The sequence below is a fragment of the Vibrio sp. Isolate32 genome, assembly GCF_022397955.1.
Classification (GTDB): domain Bacteria; phylum Pseudomonadota; class Gammaproteobacteria; order Enterobacterales; family Vibrionaceae; genus Vibrio.
In genome coordinates, this window is record NZ_JAKEUQ010000007.1 from 167,645 (window position 1) to 180,001 (window position 12,357).

10 protein-coding genes are annotated in these 12,357 nt (G+C 46.9%); 4 read left to right on the plus strand and 6 right to left on the minus strand.

The window, feature by feature from the left end; translation table 11 throughout:
* Positions 1-232: 232 nt before the first annotated feature.
* Entirely contained in the window at positions 233-1,381 is a 1,149-nt protein-coding gene (locus L1D11_RS07750) for a PLP-dependent aminotransferase family protein (RefSeq protein ID WP_239832117.1), read from the minus strand.
* 115 nt (positions 1,382-1,496) lie between these two features.
* Here L1D11_RS07750 and L1D11_RS07755 point away from each other — a divergent pair, with 115 nt between their 5' ends.
* Entirely contained in the window at positions 1,497-2,366 is an 870-nt protein-coding gene (locus L1D11_RS07755) for a helix-turn-helix domain-containing protein (protein WP_215402763.1), read from the plus strand.
* A gap of 22 nt (positions 2,367-2,388) precedes the next feature.
* On the plus strand, positions 2,389-2,631 hold the full coding sequence (locus tag L1D11_RS07760) for a hypothetical protein (RefSeq protein ID WP_004732776.1): 243 nt from the start codon (positions 2,389-2,391) through the stop codon (positions 2,629-2,631).
* Between the two features lie 133 nt (positions 2,632-2,764).
* Here L1D11_RS07760 and L1D11_RS07765 read toward each other — a convergent pair whose 3' ends face one another.
* The 3 genes from L1D11_RS07765 to L1D11_RS07775 all read right to left on the minus strand — a co-directional run bounded on the left by L1D11_RS07765 (position 2,765) and on the right by L1D11_RS07775 (position 8,807).
* Positions 2,765-5,620, minus strand: a complete 2,856-nt coding sequence (locus L1D11_RS07765; RefSeq protein ID WP_239832116.1) for an FAD-binding and (Fe-S)-binding domain-containing protein — start codon at positions 5,618-5,620, stop codon at positions 2,765-2,767.
* A gap of 150 nt (positions 5,621-5,770) precedes the next feature.
* The gene (lldD, locus tag L1D11_RS07770; protein ID WP_239832115.1) at positions 5,771-6,910 is read right to left on the minus strand and encodes an FMN-dependent L-lactate dehydrogenase LldD; all 1,140 of its coding nucleotides are present in this window, start codon (positions 6,908-6,910) and stop codon (positions 5,771-5,773) included.
* A 202-nt stretch (positions 6,911-7,112) separates the two neighbouring features.
* A complete protein-coding gene (locus tag L1D11_RS07775) occupies positions 7,113-8,807 on the minus strand; it encodes an L-lactate permease (protein ID WP_239832114.1) in 1,695 nt (564 codons plus the stop codon).
* Positions 8,808-9,041: 234 nt separating this feature from the next.
* Between L1D11_RS07775 and L1D11_RS07780 the strand changes: the two genes are divergently transcribed.
* Together L1D11_RS07780 and L1D11_RS07785 are read left to right on the plus strand one after the other, a co-directional pair.
* Positions 9,042-9,959: a LysR family transcriptional regulator gene (locus tag L1D11_RS07780; RefSeq protein WP_239832113.1), complete on the plus strand. Its 918-nt coding sequence runs from the start codon at positions 9,042-9,044 to the stop codon at positions 9,957-9,959.
* 191 nt (positions 9,960-10,150) lie between these two features.
* The gene (locus L1D11_RS07785; protein WP_239832112.1) at positions 10,151-10,978 is read left to right on the plus strand and encodes an NAD-dependent epimerase/dehydratase family protein; all 828 of its coding nucleotides are present in this window, start codon (positions 10,151-10,153) and stop codon (positions 10,976-10,978) included.
* A gap of 509 nt (positions 10,979-11,487) precedes the next feature.
* Here the strand turns inward: L1D11_RS07785 and L1D11_RS07790 are convergent.
* A complete protein-coding gene (locus L1D11_RS07790) occupies positions 11,488-11,808 on the minus strand; it encodes a transposase (RefSeq protein ID WP_345779308.1) in 321 nt (106 codons plus the stop codon).
* Positions 11,809-11,812: 4 nt separating this feature from the next.
* Positions 11,813-12,357: transposase (locus L1D11_RS07795; protein ID WP_239862316.1), on the minus strand; the 545-nt coding region annotated here is incomplete at its 5' end.

Genomic DNA, 12,357 nt, shown 5'->3' on the forward strand with positions numbered 1-12,357 from the left:
AATCCAGAGCGGTTGCCTATTCTGATCATAGCTGGGCAATGAAACCTAGCTTGTCATGATGGCTTATTAAAATCCGCCGCAGTATAACCAAGGCGATGTAGGACAAAAACCAACCAAATGTAGGGCTATTTATCACTTGCTTTATTGTGGATTTATGGCTTGAGTAACGAAAAAGCCCTGCTGTACAAATACAGCAGGGCTTGGTGTTGAATCTGTGTTACTTAATCAGCGATTACGCTTGGTTAAGTACTTCCGCTAAGCGTTTCACCGCTTCAGTCAATTCTTCTGGGTTGGCGTTTGTGAAGTTTAGGCGCAGTGCGGCTTTTGCTTCACCGGCCTTTGGATAGAATACAGGGCTTGGTACTACCGCCACGCCGTTCGATAGTAAGGTTTTAGCTAATTCGAAGGTATCGCACTCTGGAATTTCAACCCAAATGAACATCCCGCCATCTACGGATTTTAACACGCAATCTGCAGGCAGTTGTTTTTCTAGCTCTGAGAACAGAACCTCATAACGAGACTTGTACAGTGTGCGAATGTTTTCCATGTGTACGTTGAAGTCTTCATGTTTTAGAAGACCAACAAGCAGTGCTTGCATTGGTACACTTGAGTGTAAGTCCGCGCCTTGTTTCACTTTGATCAGTGGCTCAAGGTAGCTGCGTTTGCCTGTTACCGCGCCAATACGTAGGCCTGGTGATGCAATCTTAGAGAATGAACGAAGAACAATAGAGTTATCAGGGCAGAATGAAGAAACCAGCGGCAGTTCTGTACCAGTGAAACGTAGTTCACGGTAAGGCGCATCTTCAATGAAGGCCACGTTGTATTTGATACACAGCTCAGCCACTTTTTGACGAGTTTCTGTTGCCCAGCACACACCTGTTGGGTTGTGGAAATCAGGCACAGCATAGAACATTTTTGGCGCTTGCTCTGCAAAGCACGTTTCCAGCTCATCTAGGTTCGGGCCAAATTCAGTTTGAGACACGGTCGCAATGTTTGCTTGAACTAGGCCAAACACCTGCATCGCACCTAAGTAGCTTGGCGCTTCCATCACAACCACATCACCCGGATCAACATACGCGCGCGCAATTAAATCTAGGCCTTGCTGAGAACCGGTACAAATCATTGCCGTGTGTGACTCTGGCAATTGGTAGCTTTGTGTTAGGTGGTCAAGCAACGGGCCGTAACCCGCAGTCGAACCATATTGGAAAACTTCAGGCATGTTCGCTAGGTTTTCTAGCGTTGGCTTCATTAAATCGATAGGGAATGTCTTCTCGTCTGGTAAACCACCGGCCAATGAGATGACATTTGGATCACTTGCGGCTGCGAGGATCTCTCGAATATATGAAGATTGAATTTGTTGTAATGACTGTGCGATTTCCATGTGTTGTGTCTCGTCGTTTATCGTTTTTATTCTATCGCTTGATATTACACGGCAATTGTAAAAACTAGCGTGTCCGTTTATGCTCTTAAACATGTCCATTTATGCTATTTAAACGATGTCACGTCAACATATATCGCGAATCAATGATGTTCTGTTCCATATTCACCAAGACATCAGCCAGACATTGTCTGCCAAAGAGTTATCTGAGATAGCGGCCTATTCAGAGCAACACTTTCATCGCACCTTTAAAAGTGTGGTCGGGGAGTCGTTGCATCAATATATCCGACGCACCCGGATGGAGTATGCGGCCAATCAATTGATGTTCGATACCAGCTCGTCTGTGGTTGAAATCGCTCATAAATGCGGCTTCAGTTCGGTGTCTTCGTTTAGCCGAGCATTTAAAGCGACCTTTAACATGTCACCGGGTGAGTGGCGTAAACATGATTTACAGGTAGCAGAAAAACCTTACTTGAAAGATCCTGAAGTGGCGGCAGGCTATCTAAAGGTTGCCCAACGTGTATTACCTGAGCCTAAAATTGTGGAAGTACCAGAACGCATGGCGGCCTATGTTCGTCATACTGGCTACAACCGATCTATTCGGAATGCTTGGCTGATATTGAAGGCGTGGGCAAATACCGAACAGCGTGATTTTTCGAGCCAATTTGGCTTGCATCACTCAAACCCTGCATGGGTTGAAATGGACCAATGTAGATACGTGGCGTGTATTGCGATAGATGAACCGATTAAATATCGTGGTGTCGTTAACCAGATGGTGATTCCAAGTGGATTGCACGCGGTTTTTCACCTTACGGGTGTATATGGTGAACTTCTCCCACAGATCAGTATGGTATTAGAAAAGTGGCTTCCCGCTTCAGGCTTTAAGCAACGTTCAACGCCCGCTTATGTGCATTATCAAAAGAACCACTTTCTTAATAGTGATGAAGTGTTTGAGTTGGATTTTTATCTTCCTGTCAGTTTTTATTAATAACCTTGTTTGAGGATTAACGATGTATCTTGTTTTGTATTGCCACAATATTGGTATGACCGATTTTTCATTTTTTGAGACGGAAGATTTCGACAAAGAAGAGGGTTATATCGTGCGAGGAAAATGGCCGAACGAAAAAGCGTTTCGTGATTACTTGACCAAAGAGTTTGGTGACATGAGCGAGTTCCAAGTGATCGACTTAATTGCCAAAGGTGCAGAAGCAGAACACTACTCGCCAGAAGAGTTGATTCGCTTAGCTCAATAACATAAGGCTCTGTAGTTCTCGCTTAATAGCATTTAGTCCAATAATATATTTCAGCCGAATAAAGAAATGGCCGCCTGATTGGGCTGCCATTTTCGTTTTAAACTAGAGCACATTGCTCGCAGTATGAGTGAAGCTACTGCGCCACTTCGTCCACCAAGTACAAGATCGATTGATATGGAATACCACTGTGATGTGATAAACCGATCTCACAGGTTCGACTGTTGCTAAAGCCGCGAGTGCAGTTGCTTGGGACTTGTTCCTTGAGTGGGTGCACTGCCGCTTCATTCAGTTCTGGCGTGGTGAAGCCTTTGTCACCCGCCCAGCCACAACATTGAATATGCTCTGGAACAATCACTTCTTCGGTACAGGCCTTCGCAAGATTTAACATAGCCCCCTCTAAGCCCATTCGGCGAGAGCTACAAGTGACATGTAGCATCACGGTCTCTTTAAGTGGCTCTAGCGTCAGGTGCTCTAGCAAGTATTGATTCACAAACCCTGTCGGCTCTAGTACTTCTAACGGCTTGGTGAACTGCTCAATACTGCGTTTGGCACACGGACTGGTGTCCATCAATACTGGGTATTCACCTTGACGACTCGCTTGCCACAAGACTTCTTCGAGTTGTTGTACTTTAGATTGGGCTAAGTCGGTCATCCCTTTGCTGTCGTAAGGCATACCGCAACATTGGTCGTCTAATTTCTTAGGCAGGATGACTTCAAATCCGGCTTTTTTAAGCAGAGACATGGTCACTTCAGTAAGAGGGCGCTGGTCGCTCGCATCGCTCTGTTGCCCCATGGTTCGGCTGGCACATGAAGGAAGGTAAACCACTTTTTTAGTGTTATTCGATGTTGCGGCTGTCATTGGTGAAGCCGTGAGCGAGTGACTGTTGGACTGCGGCATCTCTGGCATCCAAATCGGTGTCGCGCCTTTGGTCACTGAGCGTAAGCCATTGGTAAGCTTGCCGACCGTGTTTGCACCCAAGACTTTACTCGCTACTTGATTGGTCTTTAGGCCTGCTTTAGTGAGCTTCGTAGTGGTCGAGAAATGATCGGCTGTCCACTTAGCGATTGGTGTGAACTTCTCATACTTGGCAACACGAAGCTTCTTCACCAAGTCACCCGTGTTAATGCCTACCGGACAACGCTCAGCACACAGGCCTGTTGCCGCGCAGGTATCAATACCCTGGTATTCGAAGGTTTTCTCTAGTTCACTGGCTTCTATCTCTTCACCTGCAGCTCGGCGGCGTTGCAGCTCACGGTACAACACAATACGCTGTCGTGGTGACAAGGTCAGTGTGCGAGACGGACAAACAGGCTCACAGAATCCACACTCAATACAGCGGTCGACAAGGTCGTCGGCAGCAGGCATTGGCTTTAAGTCTGTGATGTGGGAGTTTGGATTGTCGTTGATGATAACGCCAGGGTTAAGCAGTCTTTCTGGATCGAACAGCGCTTTGATCTGTTGCATCAAAGCGTAGCCATCTTTGCCCCATTCCAATTCTACGTAAGGCGCCATGTTGCGGCCCGTGCCGTGTTCCGCTTTCAGAGAGCCTTGATATTTCACGGCGACAAGCTCGGCAACGTCATCCATGAAACCACCGTAACGGTCGATCTCTTCTTGGCTATCAAAGCCTTGGGTAAATACAAAGTGCAGGTTGCCTTCTAGGGCGTGACCGAAAATAATTGCTTCACTGTAGTCGTATTTATCGAACAGCTCTTGCAGCTCTCGAATACCATTCGCTAGGTTTTCAACTGGGAAAGCAACATCTTCAATAATGACGGTCGTACCGACTTCACGCACTGCACCAACGGCTGGGAACATGCCTTTTCGGATGCCCCACAGGGTAGCGACAGTCTTCGGATCGGACGTGAAAGGAACAGATTCAATAATCGTGTAATCAGCCAATGCATCCAAAATTGATTTACATTGTAAATCTAAGTCCTGCTGGGAGCTGGCGTGTGATTCCACCAAAATAGCTGCAGCTTCTAGATCTAGGCTTGGCATGAACGCAGGCATACCCGGCTTATCCGCGACAGAACGCAGTGCTCTACCATCCATCAACTCAACAGCAGCAACCGGAGTTTTGGACAGTGTAGTTACGGCTTTACTTGCTTGCTCGATGTCCGCAAACACAAGCAGAGCTGAGGCTTTATTTGGGTGCTCAATCACCGTGTTGTAAGTGATCTCGGCGATGAAGCCTAGCGTGCCCTCTGAACCAATCATCAGGTGCTTGATGATTTCGATTGGGTCGTGGTAATCGACCAATGCATTGAGCGCGTAGCCCGTAGTGTTTTTAAGACGGTATTTGTGACGGATTCTGTCGGCGAGTTCTTGATTTGAGCTGGTTTGGCGATGTAATTCAGCAATACCATCAAACAACGTTTTGTGTGACTGCTTGAATGATTCAACGCTGGCATTGTCTGCGGTATCGAGTAGGGTGCCATCGCTCAACACGACTTTCATGCTTTCTACAGTGCGATAGGAGTTCTGCGCGGTACCACAACACATGCCACTGGCGTTGTTGGCGGCAATACCACCAATCTTACAGGTGTTGATGGAAGCTGGATCTGGGCCGATTTTACGTTGAAAAGGGGCTAGGTATTTATTGGCATCAGCGCCAATCACACCGGGTTGAAGAATGATTTGATTGCCGTTATCGACGATCTCATGGCCACGCCAATCGTCGGTCAGAGTGATAAGTACAGAATCTGAAACCGCTTGTCCTGAAAGACTGGTACCTGCCGCGCGGAAGGTAAAATGAATGCCCAGTTCACGACAGCTTTGGATGGTGAATATTACTTCGTCTAGGTTTTTAAGCCTTAGAACCATTTTCGGCACCAAGCGATAAAAACTCGCGTCGGTGCCGTAAGCCAATCGCTTTGCCTCTTGCGTGACAATGCGTTCCGTTTCTATTCTTTGAGCCAGTATCGCCTCAAGCTGCTGATAAGCTTTGGCGTCAACTACTCGCTCATGGGATGTGTTTGTCTCCATCTTTGCTTCCTTGTGCTTCTTATTTGGCACTGATTTGTTTTTTGTTTTATTTTCCAGTGCTTAAACGGTGTCACAACGGCAGTGGAATTGCTGTGACACCGATTGAACTTCAGTCTAAGTAGACCAAAGCATTACAGTGAATCGACGGACTTAATCTAAGCCCACCAAAGATTCACGAGTTAAGTCTTTGATTGTCTTTGCGCCAGTTAATGTCATGGCAACGCGCATTTCTTTGTCGTAAAGGTCTAATAGGTTTTCAACGCCGGCTTGTCCTTGAGCTGCTAATGCGTATACGAAAGAGCGGCCAAGCAAGGTGCAGTCTGCGCCAAGTGCCATCATGCGAACCACATCTAAGCCAGTGCGAATGCCAGAGTCGACCAGAATCTTAGTGTCACCTTTTACTGCATCGGCAATCGCAGGTAGGGCTTTTGCACTTGAAAGTACGCCGTCAAGCTGACGACCACCGTGGTTTGAAACGACGATACCGTCTGCGCCAAATCTCACCGCGTCTTTTGCATCTTCTTCGTCGAGAATACCTTTGATGACCATTGGGCCGTCCCAGAAATCACGAATCCACTCTAGGTCTTTCCATGAAATCGACGGATCGAAGTTATCACCCAACCAACCGATGTAGTCTTCCAGTTTGGTAGGAGAACCACGATAAGTAGAGATGTTGCCTAGGTCGTGTGGTTTACCCAGCAAGCCGACATCAACTGCCCAGCTAGGATGACGCATAGATTGGAATACGCGGCGTACTGCTGCATTTGGTCCACTCATTCCGGAATGCATGTCACGGTAGCGTGCTCCGGGTACGGGCATATCAACGGTGAAGACCAAAGTGGTCACGCCTGCCGCTTTTGCACGCTCAAGCACGTTCTTCATGAAACCGCGATCTTTGAGTACGTAAAGTTGGAACCACATTGGGCGTTCAATCTTAGGCGCGACTTCTTCAATCGGGCACACCGACACGGTCGACATGGTAAACGGAATGCCTTTGTTGTCTGCGCCTTTGGCGGCTTGTACTTCACCGCGTCGTGCGTACATGCCCGTTAAACCAACAGGCGCCAGTGCGATTGGCATCGCAAGCTTCTCGCCGAACAGCTCGGTTTCTAAGTTTAGATCCGACATGTCGTTGAGTACGCGCTGCTTTAGCGCAATCTCTGCAAGGTCAGCCGTGTTGCGGTGTAGGGTGTGCTCTCCGTAAGAACCACCATCAATGTAGTGGAAAAGAAACGGAGGTAATTTCGATTTTGCTGCGGCGCGGTAATCAGTCGATGCGGATATGATCATAATTTCAGTCCTAAATTCTTGGGATGTTGCTCTTCTTTGAGAGCTTGGTTTGGGCTGCTTTAATTCGGGAAAATGGCGTTAATACCCGTGGGTGTTGATGTGTTCTAGTGTCCATTCCGGAACTCATCAACTGTCTTATTAGACGGTGTCGCTGTCGGGGAATTGAGTATTAACGCCAAGTGCTTTGGTGACGGCTTATGGCTTACATAAGTGCGTCTGTCATATTGAAGCCGTAGATAACCACTAGGCCGATGATTCCTGTCATCACCAAGTAGTAGAACGTTGGGATAACGGTTTTACGTAGTGTTGCACCTTCACGTCCTAGCAAGCCTACCGTTGCCGAAGCGGCTACCACGTTGTGAATTGCAATCATGTTACCAGCTGCAGCACCAACGGCTTGTAGGGCAACGACGACAGCACTTGAGATAGTCAGGGTTTGCGCTACTTCGAATTGGAACTGGCTGAACATCATGTTTGATACTGTGTTCGAGCCTGCAATGAAGGCACCCAAAGCGCCGACGGTTGCACTTAATGCCGGGAAAGCAGATCCCACAAGGTCAGCGGCGAAGTTTGCTGTTGTTACAGGCATACTCGCGAGGTCAGCTGCGTTCACGCCAGAGTTGATAAAGATACGAACCATAGGGATGGTGAACACCAGTACAAAACCAGCACCAATCAGTGTTTTGCTTGATTCACCGAACGCTTTTGTCAGTGGCGCTGCGCTGCGGCCTTGAATCAGAACAGCAACCAATGCCACGAATACTAAGATACCGCCCGGTAGGTAAAGAGGTTGAATCGCAGTGCTCACACCGGTTTCGCCAAGGATGTTGCTGAACGATAGGCTAACGCTCTTCAAGAGACCTTTAAACTCAGGGCTCACGCGGCTCGCAACCAAAGTCACAGCCAGCAGCACGTATGGTGCCCATGCCATCGCCATGCTCATCTTCTTATGGCCTTGATTGTTGTCATCAAGGTCAATTTTTAGAGAACCTAGCCATTCAGCTGGCCATTTGTCTTCGCTCTCAAAGTCCCATTTTGATTTCGGCACTAGGAAGCCACGTTTTGCTGCTGTAACAACAATTGCCAGACCAACCAGACCGCCAATTAGAGATGGGAATTCAGCACCTAGGAAGACACCGGTTAGTGCGTAAGGGATGGTGAACGCTGCACCAGCAAACAGTGCGAACGGCAGAATGTCTAAACCTTCTGTCCAGCTTTTGTTCTTACCGAAGAAACGAGTCAGCATCATCGCCATCAACACTGGCATCATCACCCCCACAGAGGCGTGAATCAGCGCCACACTTGAGGTGATTTGTTGTAGGTAAGCGTCCCAAGTAGAACCATGAGCAATCAGGCTTTCACCGATGTTATGCGTGTCCAAGCCTTTGTTTACACCAACGATGATAGGCGTACCAACCGCACCGAATGATACTGGTGTCGATTGGATCATCATGCCCATCAGTACCGCAGCAAGCGCAGGGAAGCCGATGGCAACCAGTAGCGGTGCTGCAATAGCTGCAGGTGTACCGAAGCCAGATGCGCCCTCAATGAAGGAACCGAAACACCAAGCGATGATGATCGCCTGAACACGACGGTCAGCGGATATGTCCGTGAAGCCGTTGCGGATGGTGGTGATAGCTCCGGTGTGCTTCAAAGTGTTTAATAAAAAGATGGCGCCGAACACAATCCAGAGAACTGACACGGTAATACCGAAACCTTGGAATACAGAGGCCAGCACGCGAGTGCCAGACATATCCCAAGCAAATAGGGCAATAGCAACGGTTAATGCAAATGCCACTGGCATCGCTTTTTTCGCAGGCCAGTTCAGGCCGACCAGCAGAATCGCTGCAACAACTATTGGTGAAAAGGCCAATAGAGCTAGTAGAGTTTCACTCATGGGTACTTCCTCGTACTGTTTTCAAACGTTCATGTTTGAAGTAGATAACACGTTATGGGTTGTCATTTTTTGACTCGCTATTGGCCTCTAAGCGGGAACCATTTGGTTGCGAATCTTGTAATTGGAATGACTCTTTTGTAATTGTTTTGTTAATTTGGCGTGAATTTACCCCTTTATTTTTTATTGATATAGGGAAATAATGAAAATAATTAATTCCAAAATTGGCATAATCAAATGCGAGCAGACGATTTGATCCTGTTTTCACAGGTAGTAGAACTGGGCAGTTTCAGTAAGGTGGCAGAGCAAAATAACCTTACAAATTCGGTAGTTAGTAAAAGAATTGCACGCCTAGAGGAAGAAATTGGCGTGCAATTATTATATCGAACGACGCGTAAATTGACCCTGACTGAGGCGGGCAAGGCAATTTTGCACGGAGCCAAAAATGTGAAGCAGGCGACTCAAGAGGCTATGGACGCAGTTTCAGGCTTTGGTGAAAATGTCAGCGGTCATATCAAAATGTCAGTGCCTACTATCTCTGGAGATTTGATTTTGGCAGACGCCGTTGCCGAGTTTTGTAATATGCATCCAGGTTTAACGGTCGATATGTCACTGGACAATCGCTTTGTTGACTTAGTAGAAGATGGTTTGGACTTGGTGATTCGTACCGGTTACCTAGAAGACTCCAGCTTAATTGCACGACATATATTGGATTCGCAATGGGTGGTGTGTGCCTCGCCTTCGTATATCGCCAAGAACGGTAAACCGATGCAGCCCAAGGACTTAGTTGAGCACAACTGCTTGCAATACGCTTATCAAACCACTGGAGCGAGTGAGTGGCAGTTTCTGCGCAGTAAAGACGGTTGTACCGATAACGACAAATATATCGTGCGCGTTTCGGGCTCTTTCTCGACGGACAATGCGACCGCGCTAAGAAAAGCGGCATTAGGCGGGCATGGTGTGGCGTATGTGCCGCGCTGTCTGGTTTATCACGATATTCGCAACGGTCAGTTAGTGGACATATTCCCTGACTTGGTGGGCAAGAAGTTGGGTATTTATGCGGTGTACCCTTTTACACGCCAGCCGCCCAAAAAGATTAAGTTGTTGATTGAACACATAAGAACGCGTTACCTGACGATTTCACATTATTTTTAAAACTTATCCGATTAAGTTGATAACTTAGCATTCCCGTTTTAGGCGACATCTTGCAGCCTAGCTTCCCTTCATGTGGCATAACTTATTGATTATCAGTTGAGATAATATAAAACAAATTGCATTATTGAAGCATGAAAGACGACAATTTATCGTCTAATAAACGTTACGTGTAAATTAAACAGAGAGGTAACATGAAAGTACTGGTGGCCGGTTCAAATGGCTATGTGGGGCGCCATATCGTAAGGTTGTTTCGTAGCAAAGGCTTTGATGTCTACACCTATCAACGCGAAAGTTCAAATCTCGAAGCAGATATTAACAGTGTTAAACAAACAAGTAGTGAAATGTATGACCAGTTTGGTATTGTTATAAATTGTGCACGCCCTCACTGGTCAGAATTTAATGGTCAACAAATTTTAGCTATCGAACAGAAATTGTTCTCCGACCTAAATGAATTTGCTTCAAAAGGTGCTCTTAAGATACATACGTCAGGGATATGGTTGTTTGGGACCGCGAGTGAAAAAGATTTAGTTGAGTTTAATTTTAAGCCATTTGATAGTGTTAAATTGGACGTTGAAACATTAGAAAAGGCGCTATCTTCCAACTGGCACATTGTGTATTGCCCTAGCATTATTTACGGAGGAGAGTGCTGCCAACTCAAACGAATAATCGAAGAAAAATCAAACTCGGAAATAGAAGTCGCTACTCCTAGCACAGGGTATAACCAATATGTGCATGTTTTAGATGTAGCAAATTACTATTTATTCTTAGCTCAAAATCCCAGCGTAACAGAACGCCAGCACTTTATTGCTGAGCCCAAAGGGTACTCCCCAGAACAGTTTGCAGACCTCTTGGTCACGCACTGTGTAATTCAAAAAACGGTTAGAGTCAGTTGGCAGGACTTCGAAGAAAAGTATGATGCGTCTCACGTAGATATAGAAAAGCTAAGTTTAGACTTACCTATAAGCCAATACTTCTCAGCTAGCCACAAGATTGCGGAGTACGTTGCTCAATACACATAACGGATAAGGATTAAGGTGTTGCGCAGCCAACACTAAATCCCGAGTGTTGAACAAGCCCGAAGCCACTTTATTAAGTAAATTGTACGATTGAACTTGAAGGGCACATCGCTTTGAGGCTTTTCTCAAGGCGAGCGAGGTCAAGATAAGGTTGCGATAGCAATCTTATCAACCCGTTAGCTGTTTTCCGTTTCTTTCGTCGTTACATCTCCTTTGATTTCGTCAATGCCATTCTCCTTATTATCGGTGCCTTTCCGCTACGTGGGTCGGCTGACTCCAACACACGCCATTTCATGCTGACAGCAAGGGCATGCCCGNAGCCACTTTATTAAGTAAATTGTACGATTGAACTTGAAGGGCACATCGCTTTGAGGCTTTTCTCAAGGCGAGCGAGGTCAAGATAAGGTTGCGATAGCAATCTTATCAACCCGTTAGCTGTTTTCCGTTTCTTTCGTCGTTACATCTCCTTTGATTTCGTCAATGCCATTCTCCTTATTATCGGTGCCTTTCGGCTACGTGGGTCGGCTGACTCCAACACACGCCATKTCATGCTGACAGCAAGGGCATGCCCGTATCGCTTTTGTCCTTATCGGTGCGGTGAGTGGCGGCATGAKATAGAGMAGGTTCAACAGCAGCAGTTGAATGCGAACTCTTAAGGCGTGTGCTTGACCACGTAAAAATCCGTAATCTCGAACTCGTTGTAGCCCTTTGGGGAKCACGTGCTGCAAGATGAGCAGCAAGAACTCAAGGATGGGTAAGGTTCGAGTTTGCCATGCTTTGGTCTGACTCTCTTTATAACGGAAGGTGACCGTATCATCGGTGACCTTGATAATGTCTTCATCNCAGCAGTTGAATGCGAACTCTTAAGGCGTGTGCTTGACCACGTAAAAATCCGTAATCTCGAACTCGTTGTAGCCCTTTGGGGAGCACGTGCTGCAAGATGAGCAGCAAGAACTCAAGGATGGGTAAGGTTCGAGTTTGCCATGCTTTGGTCTGACTCTCTTTATAACGGAAGGTGACCGTATCATCGGTGACCTTGATAATGTCTTCATCAGGCAGCACACCACGATAGAGGTAGCGAGATAAATAGTTCAGTGCTGACTGACCATAACCAACCTGCCTACAATCAACCACCCATTGTTTGGGTATGCCACTTGGCAGCCACAACGTTGGATGTTGATTCATGGCCTCTAACATTCTTGCCCGCCAGACTTTGGCCAAAGCTAACGCGTTAAAAAGGTAATGCTTGTTGCCTTTGTGCCACGTTTGTCTGGATGGGTCGTAACTGCCTGCTGCCACAATAATGTGCAGGTGTGGGTGCAAGTTTCGTTGTCGGCTGTGGGTATGCAGCACAGCAGTAAACCCAAGTTCACCTTGCAGCT

Coding starts and splice junctions, on each gene's coding strand:
- L1D11_RS07750 (WP_239832117.1), bottom strand. CDS start 1,381: ATGGAAATCGCACAGTCATTACAACAAATTCAATCTTCATATATTCGA.
- L1D11_RS07755 (WP_215402763.1), top strand. CDS start 1,497: ATGTCACGTCAACATATATCGCGAATCAATGATGTTCTGTTCCATATT.
- L1D11_RS07760 (WP_004732776.1), top strand. CDS start 2,389: ATGTATCTTGTTTTGTATTGCCACAATATTGGTATGACCGATTTTTCA.
- L1D11_RS07765 (WP_239832116.1), bottom strand. CDS start 5,620: ATGGAGACAAACACATCCCATGAGCGAGTAGTTGACGCCAAAGCTTAT.
- lldD (WP_239832115.1), bottom strand. CDS start 6,910: ATGATCATATCCGCATCGACTGATTACCGCGCCGCAGCAAAATCGAAA.
- L1D11_RS07775 (WP_239832114.1), bottom strand. CDS start 8,807: ATGAGTGAAACTCTACTAGCTCTATTGGCCTTTTCACCAATAGTTGTT.
- L1D11_RS07780 (WP_239832113.1), top strand. CDS start 9,042: ATGCGAGCAGACGATTTGATCCTGTTTTCACAGGTAGTAGAACTGGGC.
- L1D11_RS07785 (WP_239832112.1), top strand. CDS start 10,151: ATGAAAGTACTGGTGGCCGGTTCAAATGGCTATGTGGGGCGCCATATC.